The 23,097-nt window shown below is 37.9% G+C and carries 25 protein-coding genes; 17 read left to right on the top strand and 8 right to left on the bottom strand.

What is annotated here, in order from left to right; all coding sequences use genetic code 11:
- Nucleotides 1-172 precede the first annotated feature (172 nt).
- From RMB13_RS00885 to RMB13_RS00865, 5 genes are all read left to right on the top strand, one after another.
- Complete coding sequence (locus RMB13_RS00885; protein WP_000051228.1) at nucleotides 173-481, top strand: BolA family transcriptional regulator; 309 nt, start codon at nucleotides 173-175, stop codon at nucleotides 479-481.
- An 11-nt stretch (nucleotides 482-492) separates the two neighbouring features.
- A complete protein-coding gene (locus tag RMB13_RS00880) occupies nucleotides 493-885 on the top strand; it encodes a SirB2 family protein (RefSeq protein WP_045437026.1) in 393 nt (130 codons plus the stop codon).
- A gap of 76 nt (nucleotides 886-961) precedes the next feature.
- A complete protein-coding gene (locus RMB13_RS00875; protein WP_003655596.1) occupies nucleotides 962-1,804 on the top strand; it encodes a ParA family protein in 843 nt (280 codons plus the stop codon).
- Between the two features lie 10 nt (nucleotides 1,805-1,814).
- Nucleotides 1,815-2,201, top strand: coding sequence for a hypothetical protein (locus RMB13_RS00870; RefSeq protein WP_004795328.1), 387 nt, complete (start codon nucleotides 1,815-1,817; stop codon nucleotides 2,199-2,201).
- Nucleotides 2,202-2,415: 214 nt separating this feature from the next.
- Nucleotides 2,416-3,006 (top strand): LysE family translocator, encoded by a 591-nt coding sequence (locus tag RMB13_RS00865; protein WP_005037489.1) that lies wholly within the window; start codon nucleotides 2,416-2,418, stop codon nucleotides 3,004-3,006.
- Between the two features lie 7 nt (nucleotides 3,007-3,013).
- Here the strand turns inward: RMB13_RS00865 and RMB13_RS00860 are convergent, their stop codons facing one another.
- Entirely contained in the window at nucleotides 3,014-3,655 is a 642-nt protein-coding gene (locus tag RMB13_RS00860; protein WP_042898425.1) for a DedA family protein, read from the bottom strand.
- Nucleotides 3,656-3,849: 194 nt separating this feature from the next.
- Here RMB13_RS00860 and RMB13_RS00855 point away from each other — a divergent pair, with 194 nt between their 5' ends.
- Nucleotides 3,850-4,287, top strand: a complete 438-nt coding sequence (locus tag RMB13_RS00855) for a DoxX family protein (RefSeq protein ID WP_213033739.1) — start codon at nucleotides 3,850-3,852, stop codon at nucleotides 4,285-4,287.
- Between the two features lie 68 nt (nucleotides 4,288-4,355).
- On the opposite strand, the gene RMB13_RS00850 is transcribed toward RMB13_RS00855, so the two are convergent.
- Entirely contained in the window at nucleotides 4,356-5,573 is a 1,218-nt protein-coding gene (locus tag RMB13_RS00850) for a DUF445 domain-containing protein (protein ID WP_171058524.1), read from the bottom strand.
- Nucleotides 5,574-5,958: 385 nt separating this feature from the next.
- Here RMB13_RS00850 and guaA point away from each other — a divergent pair, with 385 nt between their 5' ends.
- The 8 genes from guaA (at nucleotide 5,959) to RMB13_RS00810 (ending at nucleotide 13,442) form a co-directional block, all read left to right on the top strand.
- Nucleotides 5,959-7,527, top strand: a complete 1,569-nt coding sequence (gene guaA, locus RMB13_RS00845) for a glutamine-hydrolyzing GMP synthase (protein WP_004640513.1) — start codon at nucleotides 5,959-5,961, stop codon at nucleotides 7,525-7,527.
- 225 nt (nucleotides 7,528-7,752) lie between these two features.
- Nucleotides 7,753-9,675, top strand: a complete 1,923-nt coding sequence (locus RMB13_RS00840; RefSeq protein ID WP_311084141.1) for an acyltransferase family protein — start codon at nucleotides 7,753-7,755, stop codon at nucleotides 9,673-9,675.
- Nucleotides 9,676-9,893: 218 nt separating this feature from the next.
- Nucleotides 9,894-10,421, top strand: a complete 528-nt coding sequence (locus RMB13_RS00835; RefSeq protein WP_311084140.1) for a PadR family transcriptional regulator — start codon at nucleotides 9,894-9,896, stop codon at nucleotides 10,419-10,421.
- 13 nt (nucleotides 10,422-10,434) lie between these two features.
- Nucleotides 10,435-10,824 carry a transcriptional repressor gene (locus tag RMB13_RS00830; RefSeq protein WP_311084139.1) on the top strand — a complete coding sequence of 130 codons (390 nt, stop codon included), beginning with the start codon at nucleotides 10,435-10,437 and terminating at the stop codon, nucleotides 10,822-10,824.
- 22 nt (nucleotides 10,825-10,846) lie between these two features.
- The gene (locus RMB13_RS00825; protein WP_311084138.1) at nucleotides 10,847-11,152 is read left to right on the top strand and encodes a DUF3861 domain-containing protein; all 306 of its coding nucleotides are present in this window, start codon (nucleotides 10,847-10,849) and stop codon (nucleotides 11,150-11,152) included.
- A 157-nt stretch (nucleotides 11,153-11,309) separates the two neighbouring features.
- Entirely contained in the window at nucleotides 11,310-12,257 is a 948-nt protein-coding gene (locus tag RMB13_RS00820; RefSeq protein ID WP_005037471.1) for a pirin family protein, read from the top strand.
- A complete protein-coding gene (locus RMB13_RS00815) occupies nucleotides 12,254-12,661 on the top strand; it encodes an OsmC family protein (protein ID WP_003655574.1) in 408 nt (135 codons plus the stop codon). The genes RMB13_RS00820 and RMB13_RS00815 overlap by 4 nt, the downstream gene beginning before the upstream one ends.
- A 112-nt stretch (nucleotides 12,662-12,773) precedes the next feature.
- On the top strand, nucleotides 12,774-13,442 hold the full coding sequence (locus tag RMB13_RS00810; RefSeq protein WP_311084137.1) for a glutathione S-transferase: 669 nt from the start codon (nucleotides 12,774-12,776) through the stop codon (nucleotides 13,440-13,442).
- Nucleotides 13,443-13,481: 39 nt separating this feature from the next.
- Here the strand turns inward: RMB13_RS00810 and RMB13_RS00805 are convergent, their stop codons facing one another.
- Both RMB13_RS00805 and argS read right to left on the bottom strand, forming a co-directional pair.
- The gene (locus tag RMB13_RS00805; RefSeq protein ID WP_311084136.1) at nucleotides 13,482-14,096 is read right to left on the bottom strand and encodes an SPOR domain-containing protein; all 615 of its coding nucleotides are present in this window, start codon (nucleotides 14,094-14,096) and stop codon (nucleotides 13,482-13,484) included.
- Between the two features lie 156 nt (nucleotides 14,097-14,252).
- Nucleotides 14,253-16,043, bottom strand: coding sequence for an arginine--tRNA ligase (gene argS, locus RMB13_RS00800; protein WP_311084135.1), 1,791 nt, complete (start codon nucleotides 16,041-16,043; stop codon nucleotides 14,253-14,255).
- 495 nt (nucleotides 16,044-16,538) lie between these two features.
- Here argS and RMB13_RS00795 point away from each other — a divergent pair, with 495 nt between their 5' ends.
- Complete coding sequence (locus RMB13_RS00795) at nucleotides 16,539-18,236, top strand: NAD-dependent malic enzyme (RefSeq protein ID WP_311084134.1); 1,698 nt, start codon at nucleotides 16,539-16,541, stop codon at nucleotides 18,234-18,236.
- 43 nt (nucleotides 18,237-18,279) lie between these two features.
- Here the strand turns inward: RMB13_RS00795 and RMB13_RS00790 are convergent, their stop codons facing one another.
- Nucleotides 18,280-19,200, bottom strand: a complete 921-nt coding sequence (locus RMB13_RS00790) for a Dyp-type peroxidase (RefSeq protein ID WP_311084133.1) — start codon at nucleotides 19,198-19,200, stop codon at nucleotides 18,280-18,282.
- A gap of 157 nt (nucleotides 19,201-19,357) precedes the next feature.
- On the opposite strand from RMB13_RS00790, the gene RMB13_RS00785 reads away from it, so the two are divergent.
- Nucleotides 19,358-19,984, top strand: coding sequence for a LysE family transporter (locus tag RMB13_RS00785; protein ID WP_005037459.1), 627 nt, complete (start codon nucleotides 19,358-19,360; stop codon nucleotides 19,982-19,984).
- Nucleotide 19,985: 1 nt separating this feature from the next.
- On the opposite strand, the gene znuB is transcribed toward RMB13_RS00785, so the two are convergent.
- Genes znuB through RMB13_RS00770 form a run of 3 tightly spaced genes read right to left on the bottom strand, consistent with a single transcriptional unit; the run spans nucleotide 19,986 to nucleotide 22,057 of the window.
- Entirely contained in the window at nucleotides 19,986-20,795 is an 810-nt protein-coding gene (gene znuB, locus RMB13_RS00780) for a zinc ABC transporter permease subunit ZnuB (protein ID WP_026057177.1), read from the bottom strand.
- A gap of 3 nt (nucleotides 20,796-20,798) precedes the next feature.
- Nucleotides 20,799-21,587 (bottom strand): zinc ABC transporter ATP-binding protein ZnuC, encoded by a 789-nt coding sequence (znuC, locus tag RMB13_RS00775; RefSeq protein ID WP_311084132.1) that lies wholly within the window; start codon nucleotides 21,585-21,587, stop codon nucleotides 20,799-20,801.
- Nucleotides 21,560-22,057: a transcriptional repressor gene (locus RMB13_RS00770; RefSeq protein ID WP_311084131.1), complete on the bottom strand. Its 498-nt coding sequence runs from the start codon at nucleotides 22,055-22,057 to the stop codon at nucleotides 21,560-21,562. Before RMB13_RS00770 ends, znuC begins: the two co-directional genes overlap by 28 nt.
- A 127-nt stretch (nucleotides 22,058-22,184) precedes the next feature.
- Between RMB13_RS00770 and RMB13_RS00765 the strand changes: the two genes are divergently transcribed.
- Nucleotides 22,185-23,024 carry a metal ABC transporter solute-binding protein, Zn/Mn family gene (locus tag RMB13_RS00765; protein ID WP_005037453.1) on the top strand — a complete coding sequence of 280 codons (840 nt, stop codon included), beginning with the start codon at nucleotides 22,185-22,187 and terminating at the stop codon, nucleotides 23,022-23,024.
- Nucleotides 23,025-23,097 lie beyond the last annotated feature (73 nt).

The following is a 23,097-nucleotide window of genomic DNA, read 5'->3' as shown; positions in this document are numbered from 1 at the left end:
TGCTGATTGCATAAAATAAAATCAGAAATGAGCAATTAGATGTATTTTTATCGTTAAGTTGCCGAATAAATAGACATTTTGTTTGAGGCCAAAGCATACAAGAGCAACTTTTGTTTGTGTGCAGACAGGGTATACTAGGTTCAAATATACGAATAATCGTAAAGGAAAAGCTATGAGTCTTGAACAACAATTGATTGAACGGTTACAAACCCTTGCACCTAGCCATTTGGAAGTTATCAATGAGTCTGCTGGACATGGTGGTTATTTCCCAGGTAAAGAGTCACATTTTAAAGTGATTGTAGTGAGTGAAGAATTTAACGGATTACGTTTGGTTCAACGCCATCAAAAAGTTTATGCCTTAGCTTCAGATTTAATGAATCCAGGGCAAATTCATGCTTTAGCAATTCATGCTTATTTACCAAGTGAGTGGCAAGGTCAGGCACCTGCTAGCCCAGAATGTGCACATGCACCTAAAAGCTAAGGGTTAATTTCATGGATGCACATTTACTGACTAAAATTATTCACATGACCGCGGTGGCTGCCGCACTTATAGTTTTTGTATTACGCGCTTCAACTCTGTTTGTAGGCGTGCAAGGTGAACAACCAAATCCGGCGGGACGTAAAATATTAGTTGCCTTACAACATCTATCATTTACCGTAGTTTTTATTACTGGCGCAATTTTATTGGTCATGAAAGACTTTCAGGTACAGCCGTGGTTTTACGCTAAAATTATTCTATTTTTAGTCTTGTTATCTTCCCTTATGAAAGCCTTTAAAAAAGATGACACTCTTTTATTAGCGCAACGTAGGGCCGGTTTAATGATTAGCGCTATCGCATTTATTGCTATTATTATTTTAGTGATTGTGAAGCCTGTTTTTGCTTAATTGTTCTACATTCTTTGCCTTTTTGCTTAAGCTCTAGGTTAAACTGCGTACAGTAAAAAAATATGCAGAGGGAAACATGTTAACTCGTGTGGTGTTTAACCAAAAAGGCGGTGTAGGGAAATCAAGTATTACTGTAAATTTGGCCGCAATTAGTGCCAAACATGGCTTAAGGACATTGGTCATTGATCTTGATCCTCAAGCCAATTCTAGTCAGTACCTTTTAGGGGATGACGCAACCTATTCTGCTGAAAAATCAATTATAGAACCAAATATCGAAAATTTCTTTGATGATGTGTTGGGAAACAATCAACAAAAGGGTTTAATCGGTAATGCGTTAGGTTCGATTTTAAAAGCCCCACGAAATAAAGATATTGATAGCTTTGTACACTCAACTCCCTTTGCAAAATTAGACGTGCTTCCTGCCAGCCCAACACTTGGTGCTCTTGAACATGCACTTGAAAGTAAACATAAAATTTATAAATTACGTGATTCAATTCAAAACTTAATTGGACGATATGATCGTATCTATATAGATACACCACCTGCATTTAACTTTTTTACTTTGTCAGCACTGATAGCCGCAGATAAAGTCTTAATTCCCTTCGATTGTGATGTCTTTTCAAAGCGCGCGTTACAAACATTGATTGAAAATGTTCTCGAAACGCAAGATGATCATAATGATCGCTTGGAAATTGAAGGAATTGTCGTCAACCAATTTCAAGCTCAAGCAAAATTACCTCGGGAAGTGGTTCAGCAGTTGAAAGATGAAGGGTTGCCTGTACTTAATAGCATGTTACCGCCTTCGGTTTTAATGAAAGAATCACATCAGAAAAATTTACCTTTGGCTCATTTGGCACCAGAACATAAATTGACTCAAGCTTATGAGACATTGTTTGGTGAGATTGAGCCAAAACGATAAGAGAAAAATGATGAAAGGCTTATATATTGCGCCTTTGGTGGCAGCCACTTTATTACTAGGCGCTTGTGCGACGACGGTAAAACCGACTTACGTGTCTCCGACACAATATCAATCTTTGGGCTGCCAGCAGCTACAAAGTGAATATAACCGTATTCAACAATATATCGATAATGGAGTACAAACTCCGAAAAGTACCGGTATGGGTGTTGGACTTGGACTCGGTGGCGGCTGGGGACGAGGCGGTTGGGGATTCGGTCCATCTATCTCTGTAAATATGGGACAATCTTCTTCAACCAAAAATACTGAACTTTCACGTGTTTTAGGTCAGCAAGAAGCAATAGTTCAGGCTGCCCAGTTTAAGAATTGCCCGATTATTGTTCGAAAAAAGACGAATTAATAGTCAGTTTTGCATCGCAATATGCTAATTAAGGCATATTGTGATGAATAAAGTTTAGCAAAATGTTTCATAATAAAATGAATATAAATCAATACATTTTAAATTTTCAAGCTTCATAAATCCTGTATTTTATATAATCAAAAGGCCTCATCAACTTGCTATATTTTGCCTATTTCGTTTAAGGTGGCCCCATCTTGGATGTTGTGGAAATTTTATGATTGAGAGTTGGTTTTTTGTATTGGCAATGTTGGCTGTTTTGCTCATTCCGGGGCCGACAAATGCTTTACTTGCAACCGCTGCTCATTCTCAAGGTTTATCTAAAGCATTCTGGCTTATTCCAATGGAATGGTTAGGCTATGCCTACGGGATTAGCTTTTGGGCTGTATTTATTCATTTAGCTGCTCCAATCTGGCCAGCATTGCTGCTCATTTTGCATATTACGAGTGTGTTTTATGTATTCTGGCTTGCTTTTCACTTATGGAAAAACACTCACCTACAACAGTTTAGTCAAAGTCACCGTAATATTCGCCCCCGCCAATTATTCTTATCTACCTTAAAAAATCCTAAAGCTTTGCTGTTTGCAGCGGGTATCTTTCCTGCTGAAGCATGGAATTCGCCTGAAAATTTTCTCATAGTGTTTGGTATTTTTACTTTAATCCTAATTCCGGCTGCAAGTTTCTGGATGATTTTTGGACGGGCATTGTTAACGGGTCCAATCAAAAAAATAAAAGCCGATCATTTATATAAAGGATCGGCCATGTTACTTATTTTATGTATGCTTCCAGTAGTATTCCGGTTTTTCTAAATTAATCTCAAACGTTGGCTTTTCGATTTTTTAGTTTTTCACGTATAAATGCGATGATGCCTGGTAAAACGCTAATAATAATAATGCCAAAAATAAGGTGGGTAAAATTATCTTTAACGATTGGCATATTTCCAAATAAGTAGCCTAGAGTTACAAAAGAAGCGACCCAACAGAATGCGCCAATAATGTTATAAGTTAGGAAAAACTTATAGTTCATGCTACCAGCCCCAGCAACAAAAGGTGCAAAGGTACGGGCAAATGGTATGAAACGAGCAAAGATAATGGTTTTGCCGCCATGACGAGCAAAGAATTCTTGAGTTTTAACTAAGTGCTGTTTATTGATGAATCGAGAATTCATTTCAAACACACGTGGACCAATAAAACGTCCAATATGGTAGTTTACCGTGTCACCTAAAACAGCGGCAATGAAGAGTAGAGTGCCTAATACCCATGGATCCATCGCACCTGTAGATGCAGCTAAAGCACCTGCCGCGAATAGCAAACTATCTCCCGGCAAGAACGGCATAACCACTAAACCGGTTTCAACAAAAATAATTAAAAATAGAATGCCATAAATCCACGTCCCATAATTTATAATAAATTCGGAGAGATGTTGATCAACGTGTAGAATAAAATCAAGAAGTTCCATGATAAGAGCAAGTGGTAAACCGTGCTCAAATCCTAGCAGTGAGCCTATAGAAAGTCAGTATAAAACATCAAAAAAATACAAATTGATCATCTCGTTTATGCAACGATATATATGGATTTTGAGTATTTAATTATCAATGTCCTAAACCTAGAATGAGCTCATCAATAAATAAGCATTTAAATAAAGGTGGCAATATGTTTAATCCAAATGTAGTTGTTAAAAATATCGTAACGCAATCAGGCGCAGACAGTTTCATTAGCCTTGTTGCGCGTCTTCTTATCGCCTATATCTTCCTTATTGCGGGTTGGGGGAAAATTACCGGTTATGCAGCAACTGCTGGATATATGGAAGCAATGGGGGTTCCAGCTGGAATTCTTCCTTTGGTTATCTTGGTTGAGTTCGGTGGTGGTTTAGCCTTGTTATTTGGTTTTCAAGCACGCTTTGCGGCTTTTGGGCTTGGGATCTTTAGTATTCTTACTGCATTTTTATTCCACCAAGGTGGTGCTGATGCAGCGGCGCAATATAACAATGGCATTCATTTTATGAAAAACCTTGCAATGGCAGGTGGCTTATTCTTCTTGATGCTTCATGGTGCTGGTCGTATTAGTCTGGATCATGCAATCGAGAAATAATATTTAAGACAACAATAAAAAACCGGATGATCAATTCATCCGGTTTTTTTATTTCTATGATTTGAAAATTAGAGCATGAACTGGATTTGTAATTCCCCAACAACAAAACCAAGTACTGCACCAACTGCAATGAGTGCCCATTCATCTTCTTTAAATGCAGGGCGTAACATGCCTTCAAATTCAGAAGGCGTTAATTTCTGCATGCGTTCAATTAAAGTACTACGAATATTCATGGCATCTTCTGCATAAGACTCTACGTATTTCATAGTCTCTGGAAGCCGTTGCATAATGCGTTCAGCAACTTGCGATTTCATATCCTGATATTTTTCTCCGCCAATTGCATATACGACCAACGGGCGAATAACGCCTGCTTGCATATCAATTTCTTGTTTTACATGACGGTTAACTAGATCAATAACACGATCAGAATGTGTACCAGAAAATAATTCTTCCATCATATGACGTGAAGTCAGAAGCTGTTTAGAAATGAGCGCAGCATAATCGGCCGCAACTTCATTTTGGCGTTTAATGAATAAACCTTGCCATGTATAACCCAATATTTTTTTAGGATAAAGTGGTCTAAACATCATTTGTAATGCAATCCAGTCACTGAAAAAACCCACAAAGCCGCCAAACATTGGAAGCATCCACGGGTATTTTCCTTGTGTGACGATCCAGCAAAACATTTGGATCACACCAATACCAAAACCGAAGAAAAATCCGACATTACTGAAAAATTTAAATTCCTGTTTTCCTACTCGTTTAAAAATATTATTGAGTAGGCGTTTATCTTTAAGCAAGTTGCTAATAACCAGATGTTTAATATCAAAATATCGGTTCACATCACGTTGTACTTCACCCATGATATGTTCAACAATCTCGGGTGCTTTTGATTGCACACGACGAATCAGTCTTTGACGCGCAAACTCTGGCATGCCTTCCCATAACCCAGGCTGATATTCTTGCGCAACATCACGGGTAATATCTTCAGCTGCGGCCAGCAATGGTTTTTCTATTTCTTTAGCAATACGTTTAGGATCTAGGCGGGCAAAAATTTCTTCAGGTTTAATGAGCTTGGCTGTCATCAGTTCAACGGCGATTGTTGCCATTTTCTCGGCTTTGCGTGGCACGATGCCTTGCCAACCTAGAAATGGTTTAATGCCTTTAAATTCAAGTGGTGAAAACATCATCTGAATGGCAATCACCTTGGTGATGTAGCCAATTAAACCACTCATAAAAGGAATAGAGATATACAACCAAAAATGTTGCTGGAAATCTGCAATCATAGTTTGAAGCATTGTTGTTCCTTGGATTTCTATTGATTTTGATAGGGGGCAACAAGCCATAAAAATGGATAATTGTTTAAGCACAGACAAATATCGCTTATGGTATTTACCTTTCCATGGTAATGCCTGTTTTATCGGGTCATCTTAACATCAAATTCATGGTGATGCTGCATAGAATGTGATGAATTTATCAATACGTGTGAAGTTTTTAAGATTAACTCAGATTATTGATAAATATAACTAAATATTGATTTCTGTCACAGAATCTAGCTATAGAAATGATTCAGAAATGAAAAAAATAAGATATATGATGATTTGCGGTGCGCCGAAGCGTGAAAAATGTTAAAATGGCGCGCTTAATTCTTTTGCCATTTAGTGGTTTGTCATGACTACCAATACTCAAATTACTGAAGATCGTATCCTGATTCTGGATTTCGGCTCTCAATATAGCCAGCTCATTGCACGTCGTGTACGTGAAGCCGGTGTTTACTCTGAAATGTATGCTTTTGATATGTCTGAAGAAGACATTCGCGCTTTTAAGCCAAATGGCATTATTTTGTCAGGTGGACCTGAGAGTGTGCATGAAGAAGGCAGCCCACGTGCACCACAAGTGGTGTTTGAGTTGGGTGTTCCAGTATTGGGTATTTGCTATGGTTTGCAAACCATGTCTGAACAGTTAGGCGGTAAAGTTGAGCCGGGTACTGTACATGAGTTTGGTTATGCCGAAGTTGATATCGTTAAACGTGACCAACTGATTGGCAACCTACAAGACCGTGAAGACCAACTTCATGTCTGGATGAGTCATGGCGACAAAGTGAGCCAGATTCCAGAAGGTTTTAGCATTACTGCAAGCACGCCAAGTTGTCCAGTTGCTGCTGTAAGTGACGAAACACGCCGTTTCTATGGTGTGCAATTCCACCCAGAAGTAACGCACACGGCAAAAGGTGAAGAATTACTTGCAAATTTTGTTCATAAAATTTGTGGATGTGGTGGCCTTTGGACACCTGAACACATCATTGATTTACGTGTAGAACAGTTACGTAAGCAAATTGGTGATGAAAAAGTTCTTTTAGGTCTTTCTGGTGGTGTTGACTCATCTGTAGTCGCTGCGCTTTTACACAAAGCAATTGGCGACCAGTTAACATGTGTATTTGTTGATAACGGTTTGCTTCGTTTGAACGAAGGCGACCAAGTAATGCAAATGTTTGCTGAAAACATGGGTATCCGTGTAATTCGTGCAGATGCTGAAGAACGTTTCTTAACTGCATTAGCTGGTGAAGTTGATCCAGAGAAAAAACGTAAAATCATTGGTCGTGAGTTTATTGAAGTTTTTGCTGAAGAAGCACGTAAACTTGATGGCGTGAAATTCTTGGCACAAGGTACGATTTACCCAGATGTGATCGAATCTGCTGCAAGCAAACAAGGTAAAGCACACGTCATTAAATCTCACCACAACGTGGGTGGTTTACCAGACGATTTGGAATTTGAATTGGTTGAGCCTTTACGTGACTTGTTTAAAGATGAAGTACGTAAATTGGGTACAACACTTGGCTTGCCACACAGCATGATTTACCGTCACCCATTCCCAGGCCCAGGCTTAGGTGTTCGTATTTTGGGTGAAGTGAAAAAAGAATATGCAGATATTCTTCGTCTTGCTGATGACATCTTTATGCAAGAGCTTCGCGACAGCGGCTGGTATGATAAAACAGCTCAAGCATTTGCTGTGTTCCAACCTGTTAAGTCAGTTGGGGTCGTAGGTGATGGTCGTCGTTATGCATGGGTTATTGCACTTCGCGCAGTTGAAACAGTTGACTTTATGACAGCTCGTTTTGCACATTTACCATACGAATTGGTTGATAAAATCTCAACGCGTATCATGAATGAAATTAAAGATGTATCACGTGTTGTATACGACGTGTCATCTAAGCCACCAGCAACGATTGAGTGGGAGTAATTCAGGGATTTCAAGAAGCAGCGCTTCTTGCCTGAATTACGACATGAACGAACTTAAAACATTGTTTTAAGTGAAGTGCAAGATGCCTACGGCAGTGTGGTATTTCTAGAATGGATTAATAAAAAGCCGACTTGGAAAAGTCGGCTTTTTTCTTTTTTAAATTAATCACTAACTCTGATTGAAGCTATAGAATATACAAACTTATAGCTTTATCCCTTACTCTACATGCAATTTAGACACGATATAAATGGACTAAGAGCAATTGCTGTTCTTGCAGTTGTCATTTTTCACTTTACTCCGAAATGGTTACCAGGTGGATTTGTAGGAGTAGATGTTTTCTTTGTTATTTCTGGATTTCTAATGACAGCTATTATTTTTAATAGCGTACAAAAAAACACTTTTAATTTGTTTGAATTTTATATAGCTCGTGCCAATCGTATCATCCCAGTTTTAGCTACAATATCTGCTGTGCTTTTAGTATTTGGCTGGTTCTATGTACTACCTACAGAGTATAGAGATTTAGGACAACAAATTGAGAAAGGCTCTTTATTTACTTCAAATCTTCTTTTTGCAAAAGGTGGTGGGTATTTTGATACTGCAGAACATACAAAATGGCTACTACATACATGGTCTTTATCAGTTGAATGGCAATTTTATATATTTTTTCCAATCATTATTATAATATTAAAAAAATATTTAAGTTTTAAAAATATTAAACGTGTGATTATAGTTTTATTTTTTATAAGTTTTATATACTGTATTTATGCTACCTATGAGAACAGTAAAACAGCTTATTTCTTGTTAACAAGTCGTGCTTGGGAAATGCTTATAGGAGGGTTAGCATTCATTTATCCTTGGTCATTAAAGAAAAAAGATATTAAAATTATTATCCAATGTCTTGGCCTAATATTAATTTTGGCGTCTTATTTCTTAATTTCTAAAGATATTCTCTGGCCTGGTTATATGGCTTTAATCCCTGTATTGGGTACATATTTGATTATCTCAAGTAACTATCAAAATAATATTGTAATAAGCAATCCGGTTTTTAGCTATGTTGGTAAATGGTCATATTCTATCTATGTGTGGCATTGGCCTTTAGTTGTTTTTGGATTTTATTTTGATTTAGTTAATTGGTGGATTTATGGAGTTCCACTTTCAATTTTACTAGGTTTTTTAAGTTATGAGTTCATTGAAAAACTTAAATTCACGCGCTATTCATCATGGAGAGAGATTTATAAAGTTAAACCTCTTTATATTTTCTTAATTATTTTTGGATGTGTATATACAATTCAAAAAATGGATGGATTTACCTCACGGCTACCCGATAGTGTGAAAATTGCACAGAATGAAATGCAGAATTCTAATCCTTACAATTGTAAAAAAAATGAATTATATGAATGTATTATTGGAAATAAGAATAATATTAAAGCAATTATTATAGGGGATAGTCATGCGGATTCTTTAACAACATCTTTAGCTTCTATTTTTAACTTAAAATCTCAAGGGATTATTTCTTTAACAACATCCTCCTGCCCTTTAATAGCTGATATCAGATTTTATAGCGAGAGAAATATTTGTTCACAGATTAATGAGAAGCGTTTTAAATTAATTAACTTAAAAAAATATGAAAATATTCCTATTATTTTAGCAGCAAGATATTCAAATTATTTAATTGGAGAAAATGATCCGGATCGTATGTCTACTAATGATTCAAAACCATTAATTTATTTTGGAAATAATCCAAATTTATCTAGTGAAAATAGATTTATACTATTTGAGAAAAATTTAAAAAATACTTTATGTAAGATTTCTAAAAGAAATCCTACTTATATTATTCAACCAATTCCGGAATTAGGTTTTAATGCCCCAAAGAGAATAATTAAAAACGAATTTTACAATTCTAATAAAGAAACATCAATTTCATATAGGGATTATTTAAGAAGATCTGAAAAAACTCGTAAAATTATTAATAGAAGTGCAGTTGATTGTAACGTAAAAGTACTGGATCCTTCAAAAATTTTATGCAAAACAGGAAAGTGTATTTCCGAATATAAAGGACGACCTATTTATCGTGATGGTGATCATTTAAGTGAGTATGGTAATAAACTTTTAAAGCCTATGTTTAAAGAGGTAATTGAAAAATATTGATTTAATATATGTTTTTTTATTTAACCTAATAGGTATTATATTAAATGAAATATAAAGGTAAATTTTAATATAAGAAGTTTGCTTTATAAATAATTTTAATACTCCATTTCAACAAAAAGAGCAGCCGATTTGCTCTTTTTTATTACTTACACTTGATAAAAGATATATTAAGATATATCTTAATAACTATAAATTAATCATTTTTAGGTTTTTAAAAGATGAAACAGCAATCAGAACATCATCATGATGAACACCACGAACATCATCGTGGCCACCACCGTTCAGGGCGTCGTGGGAGGCTTTTTGAAGCGGGTAGAATGAAACTTTTAGTACTTCATCTCATTCAGCAAAGCCCAAAGCATGGCTATGAAATTATTAAAGAAATAAGTGATTTGGTGGGCGACGGCTATACACCAAGTGCAGGTACCATTTACCCAACTTTAACTAGTCTGGAAGAAATGAATTTCATTAGTTTGTTAGACGTGGAACGTAAGCAGTATCAAATCACAGAATTGGGTAAAGCTTACTTAACCGAACAACAAGACAAGCTGATTGAGCTATTAGAAAAATTACGACTTAGACGTGAAATTCACAGTAATGATGAATTAATTGAAATTCACCGTGCGATGGAAAACCTAAAAACAGCCTTACGTTTGAAGTTGAACTCGGCGAGCTTACAGCAAGAGCAGATTTATCAAATTGCTGAAAAAATTGATCAAGCTGCGGTTTCGATTGGGCGATTATAAGTTGGAAATAGAAATGTTAGAGCTACAGCATAAAATCAAAGAAACGGGCCTAAAAGTCACTCATCCAAGACTTGCTGTTTTGTCTTTAATTCAACAGCAAGCAGAAGATCTAACTGTCAAACAGATTTACCAAAAGTTATATGCTCAAAAACAGAAATTAAGCTTAGCCACAGTTTATCGGGTAGTGAACGACTTAGCGGGAGCGGGTTTAATTTCAAATCGTCAGCCACAACGAGATGAAGCTAAATTTAACTTAACAACAGTCGAGAATAATCAATTATTGCAAATTCGCTGTACAGATCTAACAGCCGCTAAACAAGAGCAATTTTTAGCATCTTTACAGTCAGTATTTACACAATTTCAAATCGATCTTAAACAGGTCGAAATCATCCAAAGTCATTAAATTTTTAATAGAGAATTTATATATGAAACAACATCAATATCATGTCACTGTACAACATCTAAAGAATGCAAAAGGAGAGACCTCTACATATACTGAGCGTCTTGAGTTCTATACGGGTAATCATGATGATATCTTTGAAATTGTTGAGCGCTTAAAAAAAGCAGATTTTTTTGATGATGAAACTACAAAATCTTTTGGTGTTGGGCTAAAACTTTTTAGTGAAGTTATGTTGGAAAATCGAGACCACCCTCTATTTCAAGAGTTTTTCCCACAATTTGGATTGTTCATGAAAAATCTAAAACAACTCGTTAAAACACAATCATCGTAAGCTGCATCATGCAGCTTTAATTTTTCTATAATTAAAAATGGATTGTCTCATTCATAACACCCTGTGTATTACTAAAAGACTATATTGAATAATGAGTGTATTGTTAAGATCACTATAACAACTCATTGCAAAAGCATAGGTAAAAGAGAGTAATATCATGAGCAATAATAATGATTACGATATTTCTGATTCAAACGATTGCGAAAAATTTGCCAATCAGTTTATTCAGGAATTTCCAATTCGCTCTGCTGAAATTGGACAGGGGACAGTGATTAAGCGGGCTTTACCTAGCCGACAAAAGCGAATGATTGGTGCGTGGTGTTTTCTAGATCATGCAGGCCCAGTGTCTTTTCCTGCAGGAGATGGTTTAGATGTTGGCCCTCATCCTCATATTGGTTTGCAAACCTTCACTTGGATGATTGAAGGGACCATGATGCATACCGATAGTTTAGGTTCAAAACAACTGATTCGCCCTAAACAAGTTAACTTGATGACAGCAGGTCGCGGAATTTCGCATACAGAAGTTGCGCCTGATACTGAAACTCAAATGCACGCTGCTCAGCTCTGGATTGCTTTGCCTGATCATAAGCGCGATATGGATCCGAAATTTGAACATTATCCTGAGTTGCCGGTTGTTGAAAAGGACGGTCTAGAATTTACTGTTCTTGTGGGCGAATATCTGGCAACTACTTCTCCAGTAGTGGTACATACGCCTTTAGTGGGTGTCGATTTAATTGCTACCGAAGATACGAAAACCCGTATTCCATTAAATCCTAATTATGAATATGGTTTTATGGCATTAGAAGGTATTGCCCATGTGAATGGTCATGAGTTAACTGCTGATAACATGGTTGTTTTGGATACTGGACTAAGTGAAATTGAGATTGAAGTAAAAAAAGGCAATCGTGTTCTTTTAATTGGTGGTGAACCGTTTGAAACGCCGATTTTGCTCTGGTGGAATTTTGTTGCGCGTACAATGGATGATTTAAAAGAAGCCCGTGAGCAATGGATTAATCATGATGCGCGTTTTGGTGAAATCCCAGATTATGTTGGTGCACGCTTAGAAGCCCCTGTTCTTCCAGATCAAATGAGAGCATCAAAATGACAGCAGTAATCGCAAGTAGTAAAGCAAAGCCCCTTGCTGAGCAATGGAAGGGTGAAATTACCAGTGGTCGCCATCAGTATTTTTGTGATGAGCCTGAAAAGCTAGAAGGGCAAGATCAAGGCCCAGCGCCTTATGATTTGCTTACTGGAAGTTTGGCAGCTTGCACGCTCATCACTTTAAGAATGTATGCGAAGCATAAAGGTTATGATTTTGGTGAATTCTCAGTTGAAATTGATTTTCATACCAATAGAGAGCATGAAGAACATATAGAACGTCGTATTGTTTTTAAAGACTTACCAGATGAAGAGCTCCAACAAAAAATCTTAGTGGTATGCAGTAAAACTCCGGTCACTAAAACTTTGTTACGTAGTTTAGACATTCATACTGTGCTTGTTACAGTGTAAAAATGCTATTTTGTGGAGGTGGATGATTTTATATCCATCCCACAAATGGAATAAAACAGCATGTTCACATGCTGTTTTTTATGTAAAAAGAAAAATAAAAGCAGGCAATAACATGATTAGTTTACACCACCTGGAATGTTCGCGATCATTTCGAATTTTATGGGCTTTAGAAGAATTAGGCTTAGATTATGATATTCATTATTATCAGCGCCTACCTAACTATTCCGCTCCAGAAACATTGAAATGTATTCATCCTTTGGGTAAGGCTCCAATTCTGACAGATGATGAGCAAGTCATCGCAGAATCTGCTGTGATCTTGGAATATCTACAGCAACGTTATGATCAGAATCAACAATTTAAACCTACACAGCCCCAAGATTTACAGCAGTATATTTATTGGATGCACTATGCAGAAGGCTCACTCATGCCACTCTTAGTCATGACTTTGGTCATGAATAGTGTAAATAAGCATGTGCCGTGGTTAATTCAACCAGTAGCAAAAAAAATCACGGAAGGGGTGAAGGCAAATTTTGTCCGCCCACGTATGAAAGATCATATTAGTTTTTTAGAAAACTATTTGGCAGAGCATGAATATTTTGCAGGCGACTTTTCATTTGCAGATATTCAAATGAGTTTCCCTCTAGAAGCTTTGCAATCACGCTTGCAAGGGAAATACCCTAATATTCAGGCTTTTTTACATCGTATTCGGCGAAGGATAGCGTTTCAAAAAGCGAAAAAAAAGGGAATTGGTTCTAATGAAAGGAATTGTGCTGATATTTAAAAGAAAAGGAACAAGTACTTGTTCCTTTTTATTTTCACTTTACTTGCGTTTGATCACGATGGAGTCAATGCCGCTGTGTTGTAAAGTCTGTTGAGCAGCCAATGCAGCGTCTTGAGTGTCATAAGGTCCTGAAATAACACGGTACCATATTTGCCCATTTTCGGTACTCTTAACTACATCTGCAGATAAGCCATTTAAAATGATTTCTGCACGGCGAGCATCAGCCTGATCTGGGTCATTATAGCTGCGAACCTGTAAAATATAAGTAGGTTGCTGAGGAGCGGTGACTGATGGATTCGTATCAATTCCTGCACTTTCTGAAGCAGCTGGTTGAGTTGCACTTGGTGCCTCAACAATCATGGCTGTGCCTTGATTTTTGCTTTCAGGAATCGCTTGTTCCGGAATAGGCGTTACTTGCTGTTGGGGTAATAAATCGTAGAAACGATAGTCTTTATTGGTATCTTCTTCTTGATAATGTTCAGAGGTAATCTGATTTTTTGCAGGAACAGGTTGCCAAGGTTTCCAAAGCATAAGCATTACAGCGATACATAAGACCGCCAAAATAGCGACAAGTGTCCCTAACCATTTGGGAATTAGGGGCTTTTTAGGCTTGTTAGGTCTTTCAGATACACCGCGTTGCGTTTTGCCAAACACGTGGATTATTCCTCTGTATTTTGATTGTTTTAATTCGAGTTTGATTCTCGTATTACGATGCTAAAAACAGTGGCTTGTATAAGCTATTTTAACTCTACAAACCACTGCTTACTATATGTTGCATGACCTTTATGTCAATGCCATGCAATATAATTTTTACATAGATTCTGGTGCAGATACACCAAGTAATTCTAAACCATTATGCAATGCTTGTTGTACATTGATTGAAAGCAATAAACGTGCTTGTGTAAGCTCAGCATCATCGCTTAATACTTTATGTTCATTGTACCAAGCGTGGAACAAGGCAGCTAATTCTTTTAAGTAGTTACCCACCTGATGTGGTTCATACGCATTTGCAGCACGCAACACTGCATCTGGATAAGCTGCCAGTTTAGCAAGAATCTCAGTTTCAGCATCAAGAGATAGGCGAGTAGCATGTGTACGTGCAGCGTTTACATCGAATTGTAAGCCTGTGCTTAACGCTTTTTCTAACATACGGCAAATACGTGCATGTGCATATTGAATGTAATACACAGCATTGTCTTTACTTTGTGACACAGCAAGGTCAAGATCGAAGTCAATGTGTTGTTCACTCTTACGCATCACGTAGTAGAAACGAGCTGCGTCGTTGCCCACTTCTTTACGCAAGTCACGTAAAGTCACGAACTGACCTGAACGAGATGACATTTGAACCATCTCTCCGCCACGCCATAAACTTACAAACTGAACCAAAAGCACAGTCAATTTTTTAGAGTCGTAACCCATTGCATCAATTGCCGCTTTTACGCGAGAAATATAGCCGTGGTGATCAGAACCCCAGATATCAATCAGGTCGGTATAACCACGTTGTAATTTATTTAAGTGGTAAGCAATGTCTGATGCAAAGTAGGTGGTTTGACCGTTACGACGTTTAACAACACGGTCTTTTTCATCGCCAAATTCAGTCGATTTAAACCAGATGTTGCCATCTTTTTCATAAAGGAAGCCACGTTGATCAAGTGTTTCTAAAGCTTCGTCAATTTTTGCACTAAGAGATGCTTCACTAAACCATTGGTTGAACGTTACACCAAAGTCAGCAAGGTCATCTTTAATATCATCTAAAATGGCATGAAGAGCAGCTTGATGGAATACGCGGTAGCCTTCACCTAGTAATTGTTGAGAGTTGGCAATAAGACCATCAATATGTTTTTCTTTGTCGCCAGATAAAACGACTTTATTGCCGTCGCTATCTAGTTCTTCTGCATATTGCACGTCTTCTGGCACATCTTTATAGACATCAGCCACTTCACGAAGATATGCATCGCCATCTTTATCAATAATAGTCTGTGCTATTTCTTTAACGTAATCGCCTTGATAAGCATTTTTTGGAAATACAAGGTTTTGACCTAGTAATTCTAAATAACGTAAATAAGTAGAAGTCGCCAAAATATCCATTTGACGGCCAGCATCATTCACATAGTATTCGCGGTCAACTTTAGCACCAGTTGCTTCAAGTAATTTGGCAACAGTCATACCATATGCAGCACCACGGCCATGTCCTACATGTAGACTAGACGTTGGGTTTGCAGAAACGAATTCGACTTGGATCTTTTTCGCTGCATTTGCCTGACTACGACCAAAAAATTCTTTTTGTGCTTGAATCTGGTCAAGAATAGCAAAGCGCTGATCTGCATTTAAAAAGAAGTTAATAAAACCAGGTCCTGCGATTTCAGCTTTGCTGATATCTGCAACTTCTGGTAATGCAGCTAGAACTTTCTCAGCTAAATCACGTGGTTTCATACCAGCAGCTTTCGAGCCGATCATGGCAATATTAGAAGCAAAGTCGCCATGGCTTCGGTCTTTGGTGCGTGTTAAGTTGCTTGTGTTATTCCAGTCGGAAGGAAGCACCCCTTCTTGTTGAAGAGTTTGCACTGCATGGTCGAGAGCTGCTTGTATTGCCGTATTCATATCAATCGAAAATAGATGTCGCAGAAAAACGTCAAATATAGCAAATTTCCTATGAGTTAGGGGAGTGGATTTAATATTCCAGTAATTCTTTTTGTGCAATTTACTGAGGATTATTTTTTAAATGAATATTGCAGGGTAAATCACTTCACTATTCTAAAAACAAACAAATACAAGCCTTCTAAGAAGTTTTAAAAAGTAGATTAGCTTTTAATCTCACCATTATTTCTTATAAAAATGGCTATGTAAGTAAAAATATATATTAAAAGCTTTTGAAATTAGATAAATAAAAGATTTTTTAAAAATATAAAATTATTAAGATATTGATATTTATTGTTTATTTTTATATATGTTTTAACTAAATAGTCTTTAATTTTAACATCACAGTTTAAAATACCTATTTTGAACGAATTAGGCTTAAGCTTATACGCACAAAGAGTTTTAGAGACCATACAAAACGTGTTTTTCTCTACTCTAAGCTGGAAAATGAGATAGGCAATGATATCAGGACACCCAAGTAAACATCCCCTTTATATCCCATATGCAGGTTTTACACTTTTAGAGTTACCACTTTTAAATAAAGGTTCGGCTTTCACTGAAGAAGAAAGAAGTAACTTTAACTTACACGGTTTACTCCCCCATATTATTGAAACTATTGAAGAGCAAAGCCAGCGCTCTTATCAGCAATATTGCGCTTTCACTGATGATATCAATCGACATATCTATTTGCGTAATATCCAAGATACCAACGAAACCTTGTTCTATCATTTAATTGAAAATCATCTCGAAGAAATGATGCCGATTATTTACACCCCAACCGTAGGTGAGGCATGTCAGCGTTTCTCTGATATCTATCGTCGTCACCGCGGTATCTTCATTTCATATCCAGATCGTGATGTGATTGATGATATTTTGCAAAACGTAAATAAAAACAATGTAAAAGTTATCGTCATTACAGATGGTGAACGTATTTTAGGTCTTGGTGATCAAGGTATTGGTGGAATGGGAATCCCGATTGGGAAACTTTCACTCTATACGGCTTGTGGTGGTATTAGCCCAGCCTATACATTGCCAATCACAATTGATGTTGGTACGAATAATCCACAATTGTTAAATGATCCGATCTATATGGGTTGGCGTCAGCCACGTATTAGTGGCGATGAATATTATGCATTTGTAGATATGGTGATTGAAGCTGTGAAGCGTCGTTGGCCAAAAGCATTAATTCAGTTTGAAGATTTTGCACAAAAAAATGCGATGCCACTTTTAGAAAAATATCGCGATAAAATTTGCTGTTTTAACGATGATATTCAAGGAACAGCAGCGGTATCTGTAGGTAGCTTGATTGCTGCGAGTCGTGCAGCCGGCAAGCAATTAAAAGATCAAAAAATTGCTTTCTTAGGTGCTGGTTCGGCAGGTTGTGGTATTGCAGAACAAATTGTTGCACAAATGATTGCAGAAGGTTTAACCGATGCAGAAGCGCGTGCTCGCGTTTATATGGTAGACCGTTTTGGTTTGATCACTGAGAATCAACCAAACTTGCTAGACTTTCAGCGTAAGTTAGCACAAAAAGCTGAGGTGGTTGATCAGTGGGGCAATATCGAAGAAGTCATTTCACTACTCGATGTTGTTAAAAATGCTAAGCCTACAGTGTTAATTGGTGTTTCTGGTCAGCCGGGCTTGTTCACAGAAGAAATTATTAGGACTTTGGCGGCAAATTGTGAACGACCAATTGTAATGCCATTATCTAATCCGACTTCACGTGTTGAAGCTGTACCTGCTGATATTGTGGAGTGGACTGAAGGTAAAGCATTAATCGCAACAGGTAGTCCGTTTGCTCCTGTGAATCATCACGGCAAACTTTACAATATTTCGCAGTGTAATAACTCGTACATTTTCCCAGGCATTGGTTTAGGTGTGGTGGCATCGGGTGCTAAGCGTGTTACAGAAAATATGTTAATGGCATCAAGTAGTGCTTTAGCAAATTGCTCTCCATTACTTAAAGATCCACAAGCTGATTTATTACCGCCGTTGGGTGAGATTCAACAAGTTTCTAAAGTTATTGCGTTCGAAGTTGCAAAAGCTGCTATGGCTGATGGTGTCGCTGTAACAATTAGTGATGATTTGTTGAAACAGAAAATTGATCGTTCGTTCTGGAAACCTGAATACCGTAAATATAAGCGTATTCCTTTCTAGGAATGGGAATGTAAAAAGAGGAGCTTAAGCTCCTCTTTTTATTTTAGTCTTCTAGAATTTCTTCTAGCAACTCTTCACTAGGTGCAAAGTAATAAGCACCATCAAGTGGGGTCACGAAATGCAATAAACGGTCGTGAATACCATCTCCACTTGTACCGAACATACGCTTTAACATGGCATCAATAATAGTGAGATCTTTCGTGTAGGCAATGAAAAATAGACCTTGATCACCTCTACCATCTCCATAAGGTAGGCTATGACGTAGAATTTCCATTTCTTCGCCTTCATCATCTTCAACAACAGTACGGGCAACATGGGCGTTTTCTGGTTTAACGCCATCATCTAATTCAATAGATTCAAGTTTGGTGCGCCCCATAACATTTTCTTGCGCATCAACTTTCAATTTTTTCCACTTTTCTAAATCATGGGCATAGCGCTGCGCGAAAATGAAACTGCCATCTGCAAATACTCCAGCGCTTTCTGGTAAGAGCGCTGTCTCAGCTCGGTCATCTGGAAATTGAGGGTTTTCGGTTCCGTCTATGAAGCCGGTCATATCTCGACCATCGAAATAACGGAAGCATACACGCTCATCAAGAACCTCAACTTTATCTTGAATACCTTCAAAAAATGCTTGGCTTAATGCAAAACAAATATCAGAGCGCATGCTGGCGATATGAATGAGAACATCAGCTGGTACAGCGGGCATGTTGAATGCACCTTGTTCAGGCGCAAGTTGCTTAAAACCTACAGGGGGTTGCGAATATAGCTGTTCCCATAATTCAGGACCAAAAGCGACTGCTGTTTTAATTTGAGCATCTGAATGTTGGGTAATAAGGCGGTCACGTGCTTCAAATAAAGCATTAAGTTGGTTTTTTAATTCATCAATAGTTAAGTCTTTTAAGCGAAGAACAATAAAGCGTGCATGGTCTGATGGCAACGGCAAAATGACAGATTGAGCACTCATTGGAAGGAATCTCCTCGATTATAATTTGATATGAGTTTTAATTATTGTGCCTGATGCACAGAGCTGTTAGTAGTCTATTTCTTGATTTTATTGTTTGAATTCTCATCAAGATAGTTTTATAAAACAGTAAATTCCACTTTTATTCTCTATTTTTATTATGTCTTTGCAAGTTTGGTTTGCCTATATGTTGGCCTGTTGGGTAATTAGTATCTCACCGGGTGCGGGAGCAATTGCTTCAATGTCGAGTGGTTTAAACTATGGCTTTAGACATGGTTATTGGAATGCAATCGGTTTACAAATTGCTTTGCTCCTTCAAATTATGGTGGTGGCAGCGGGTGTTGGAGTTTTATTTGCAACGACACCTTTGGCTTTTCAGTTTGTGAAATGGTTTGGTGTGATTTACTTGTTATATCTTGCTTATTTACAGTGGACAGCACCTATAAAAGATATAGAAATTCAACAAGAAAAAAGAGATAAATCTGTATTTGCGCTATTGCTAAATGGCTTTGTGGTCAATATTAGTAATCCCAAAGCGATTGTATTTCTATTAGCTGTGCTGCCGCAGTTTTTAGATTTGAGTAAGCCTCAATGGATACAGTACCTGATTATGGCTGTGACTATGATTAGTATTGATTTGGTTGTCATGGCTGGATATACAGGGCTGGCATCAAAGGTTCTAAGATTACTTCGTTCCCCTAAACAGCAAAAATATTTGAATAGGGGGTTTGCTGTTATGTTTAGCTGTGCGGCTTTATTATTAAGTACAGTTCATCAGGCGTCCTAATTCAGGCCGCCTGTGTTTGATTTTTTAGCTTTTGAGTTATAAAAATAATAGCGAAAGTTAACGCCATACATAAAACAATACTCAAGCCTGTAGAGATATTCAGTGCTGCGCTTGACCATAGGCCGACACTCACACCAAGCTGGGCTAACACGAATGCCCAAATAACCATTTGCTTTGGTGAGTTTGCCAGTAAGCGAGCGCTTAAAGCAGGTATTACCAGTAATGCACCCATAAGTAAAGAACCTACAGCACGCAAAGCTAAGACAGTAAATAAAGCCAATAAAAGCATAAAAATAAGACGTTGCCAGTTCGCATTTACCCCTTCACTGACTGCAATGTCTGGATCAATTGCAAACTGTATTTGCGGCTGCCAAAAGCGGTAAAGAATTACGAGTGATATCGCAATAACTAAAGTGAAAACAGGTAAGTCAGGCCAATCAATACTCAGCAAATCACCAAATAAGTAACTTAAAAGCTCAGGTCTTAAACTTGGAACATGTTGAATAAACAATAAACCACTACACAGTAATGTCGCTGAACATAAGGCTAAGAGAGCATCATTGGGTAAGCGATTGTCATGTAGCGCCCATAAAATTGCGACCAATAAAATGGCAGTGCCTGCAACACCAAGCCAAAGTGGGAGACTTAAAGCACCTGCGATAGCGACCCCAAGTAGGGTGCCGTGTGCCATGGTGTCAGCGAAAAAAGACATCCGTCTCCAAAGCATTAGACAACCAAGAGGTGCAGTCAAAAACACCAGCAAGGTTCCCATAATCCATGCGGGTAACAATAATTGTAACCATTCCATCATGGCTTAAGCTTCCGGTTCTGGGTGGATGTGAGGGCGGTCATTATGAGGGCAGGGGTGTGCAGCATCACCGTGAGCACAGTGATCATGATGATGTTGATAGAAAACCCGTTGAGTTCCAAATATTGCCTGATATTCAGGATGTTGTTGAATGTTCTCGGGTAGTCCACTACAGCAAATATGTTTATTTAAACACACTACGCGGTGTGTTCCTTCCATCACCCATTGTAAGTCATGGGAAACAATTAAAATTGCACAGTTATATCGTTCCGGCAAACTGCGGACATACTCATAAAGTTCAGCCTCAGACTGAATATCTAAGCCTTGCATCGGTTCATCAAGAACTAAAATATCTGGCTGGCGAAGTAAGGCACGCGCTAGTAGTACCCGTTGGCGCTCTCCACCAGAAAGTTGTTGTACTTTTGATTGTTGTAACTTGGAAATGCCTGTGTCTTGAATAATTTCCTGACGCAGGGCAGGATTGCATTTTTCTAAATCAAGTAAATCCTGAACGCGCAAAGGTAAGCTATGTGAAGGATTGAACTTTTGTGGCACATAAGCCATTCTAAGTTTTTTATGATGGATAACTCGGCCACTACTCGGCTGGAGAATACCGAGTAGAACTTTAATAAGTGTTGATTTACCTGCACCATTGGGACCAATCAAAGAAACAATTTCATTTTGATGTAGAGCAAAATCAACTTTTTTTAAAATATCCCGATTATCGCGATGAACAGAAACCTGCTCAAGCTGAATTAATACAGGATTTAAGGAGTTGTGCGGCACTGTTGGCATTTCCCCGAAATTTCAATAATGCTGTGTTGAGCCACGAACTCATCTGACGCTGCAAGTTGGTCCAGCTGGTAAGTTAAACCTTGAGAAGAGGCTTCTTTAACCATGTGGCATTCGGTACAAATCAAGAATGCTGCTTGATGGCCTTCACGAGGGTGGCAACAGGGAATATAGGCATTAATAGAAGTTAGGCGATGGATCAAACCTTTTTCTAATAAAAAATCTAAAGTTCTATATACAGTTGGAGGAGCAGCCGGGCGATCAGTTTGACTTTTTATACGTGCGAGTAAGTCATATGCACCCATTGGACCCGAAGCATTTAAAATGAGTTCCAAAACTTCTTTGCGCAAAGGCGTAAGTCGTGCGCCAGTCGCAGAACATAAATTTTCTGCTTCAGCTAAACGGTTTGCGACATTATGGTGATCATGCACACCATGCAAAGAATCATGATGTTCATGCGAGCAGGAACTCATAGAAATAACCTCGAATTTTTAACGGAATATTAGCATGAAGCGGTGCTTCATTCGATTAATCTTAGGTATTTTTGTAACTTTGTTATATTATAACATGCTTCGAGCTAATTTAAATTGATGGTCTAGCATGTTCCGTTTTTTTGTTTTCAGTATGTTCTCGCTTTTGAGTACGTTAGGGTGGAGTCAGGGTTTGGTGGTTTCTACACACCCGATTTATCTGATTGCAAAAGAAATCACTCAGGGTGTTGAAGAACCTCAGCTTTTGCTTAAAGGTCAGACAGGTCATGACGTACAGTTGACTCCGGCTCACCGTAAAGCAATTAATGATGCATCTTTAGTGATCTGGTTAGGTAAGGCTCATGAAGCCCCTCTAAATAAATTGTTAGGTAATAATAAAAAAGCGATTGCCTTATTAGATAGTGGCATAGTTTCTGTTTTACCCCTGCGTAGTACACGCGGCGTGGCTTTACCTAATACAGTAGACACCCATGTGTGGTTAGAACCAAACAATGCAGTTCGAATCGGTTTCTTTATCGCTGCTTTACGTTCTCAGCAGCATCCTGAAAATAAGGCTAAATATTGGAATAATGCCAATATGTTTGCCCGTAAGATGTTTCAGGCTGCACAAGTTTACGACAGTACAAGTAATGGTAAGCCCTATTGGTCATATCATGATGCCTATCAATATTTAGAGCGCTCGTTAAACTTAAAGTTCGCAGGTGCTTTGACGGATGATCCGCATGTTGCACCAACAGCAGCTCAAATTAAGTATCTTAATGATAATCGACCAAAAAATCAGATGTGTTTGCTCGCAGAAAGTTTTACTACTAAAAGTCAGTATCAAAAATTAGGTAACATTACTTTTCAACCAGTAGACGAGAGCATGAATAACGAGGATGATTTCGTCACTGCATGGAAGAAACTGGCTATAAAAACAGATAAATGTGTATTAAGTACGCAAAAGTAAGATAAAAAATAAACAAAGGCTGACTGTAGCGTCAGCACCACCGGTCATGAAAAACCCCGACTAAAGTCGGGAA

This window comes from Acinetobacter sp. V102_4, assembly GCF_031799005.1.
Taxonomy (GTDB): domain Bacteria; phylum Pseudomonadota; class Gammaproteobacteria; order Pseudomonadales; family Moraxellaceae; genus Acinetobacter; species Acinetobacter calcoaceticus.
This window is presented reverse-complemented; position numbering and strand designations above follow the sequence as displayed.

Excerpts from the sequence above, each read along its gene's own strand:
- RMB13_RS00885 (WP_000051228.1), top strand. The coding sequence starts at position 173 with ATGAGTCTTGAACAACAATTGATTGAACGGTTACAAACCCTTGCACCT.
- RMB13_RS00880 (WP_045437026.1), top strand. The coding sequence starts at position 493 with ATGGATGCACATTTACTGACTAAAATTATTCACATGACCGCGGTGGCT.
- RMB13_RS00875 (WP_003655596.1), top strand. The coding sequence starts at position 962 with ATGTTAACTCGTGTGGTGTTTAACCAAAAAGGCGGTGTAGGGAAATCA.
- RMB13_RS00870 (WP_004795328.1), top strand. The coding sequence starts at position 1,815 with ATGAAAGGCTTATATATTGCGCCTTTGGTGGCAGCCACTTTATTACTA.
- RMB13_RS00865 (WP_005037489.1), top strand. The coding sequence starts at position 2,416 with ATGATTGAGAGTTGGTTTTTTGTATTGGCAATGTTGGCTGTTTTGCTC.
- RMB13_RS00860 (WP_042898425.1), bottom strand. The coding sequence starts at position 3,655 with ATGGAACTTCTTGATTTTATTCTACACGTTGATCAACATCTCTCCGAA.
- RMB13_RS00855 (WP_213033739.1), top strand. The coding sequence starts at position 3,850 with ATGTTTAATCCAAATGTAGTTGTTAAAAATATCGTAACGCAATCAGGC.
- RMB13_RS00850 (WP_171058524.1), bottom strand. The coding sequence starts at position 5,573 with ATGATTGCAGATTTCCAGCAACATTTTTGGTTGTATATCTCTATTCCT.
- guaA (WP_004640513.1), top strand. The coding sequence starts at position 5,959 with ATGACTACCAATACTCAAATTACTGAAGATCGTATCCTGATTCTGGAT.
- RMB13_RS00840 (WP_311084141.1), top strand. The coding sequence starts at position 7,753 with ATGCAATTTAGACACGATATAAATGGACTAAGAGCAATTGCTGTTCTT.
- RMB13_RS00835 (WP_311084140.1), top strand. The coding sequence starts at position 9,894 with ATGAAACAGCAATCAGAACATCATCATGATGAACACCACGAACATCAT.
- RMB13_RS00830 (WP_311084139.1), top strand. The coding sequence starts at position 10,435 with ATGTTAGAGCTACAGCATAAAATCAAAGAAACGGGCCTAAAAGTCACT.
- RMB13_RS00825 (WP_311084138.1), top strand. The coding sequence starts at position 10,847 with ATGAAACAACATCAATATCATGTCACTGTACAACATCTAAAGAATGCA.
- RMB13_RS00820 (WP_005037471.1), top strand. The coding sequence starts at position 11,310 with ATGAGCAATAATAATGATTACGATATTTCTGATTCAAACGATTGCGAA.
- RMB13_RS00815 (WP_003655574.1), top strand. The coding sequence starts at position 12,254 with ATGACAGCAGTAATCGCAAGTAGTAAAGCAAAGCCCCTTGCTGAGCAA.
- RMB13_RS00810 (WP_311084137.1), top strand. The coding sequence starts at position 12,774 with ATGATTAGTTTACACCACCTGGAATGTTCGCGATCATTTCGAATTTTA.
- argS (WP_311084135.1), bottom strand. The coding sequence starts at position 16,043 with ATGAATACGGCAATACAAGCAGCTCTCGACCATGCAGTGCAAACTCTT.
- RMB13_RS00795 (WP_311084134.1), top strand. The coding sequence starts at position 16,539 with ATGATATCAGGACACCCAAGTAAACATCCCCTTTATATCCCATATGCA.
- RMB13_RS00790 (WP_311084133.1), bottom strand. The coding sequence starts at position 19,200 with ATGAGTGCTCAATCTGTCATTTTGCCGTTGCCATCAGACCATGCACGC.
- RMB13_RS00785 (WP_005037459.1), top strand. The coding sequence starts at position 19,358 with ATGTCTTTGCAAGTTTGGTTTGCCTATATGTTGGCCTGTTGGGTAATT.
- znuB (WP_026057177.1), bottom strand. The coding sequence starts at position 20,795 with ATGATGGAATGGTTACAATTATTGTTACCCGCATGGATTATGGGAACC.
- znuC (WP_311084132.1), bottom strand. The coding sequence starts at position 21,587 with ATGCCAACAGTGCCGCACAACTCCTTAAATCCTGTATTAATTCAGCTT.
- RMB13_RS00770 (WP_311084131.1), bottom strand. The coding sequence starts at position 22,057 with ATGAGTTCCTGCTCGCATGAACATCATGATTCTTTGCATGGTGTGCAT.
- RMB13_RS00765 (WP_005037453.1), top strand. The coding sequence starts at position 22,185 with ATGTTCCGTTTTTTTGTTTTCAGTATGTTCTCGCTTTTGAGTACGTTA.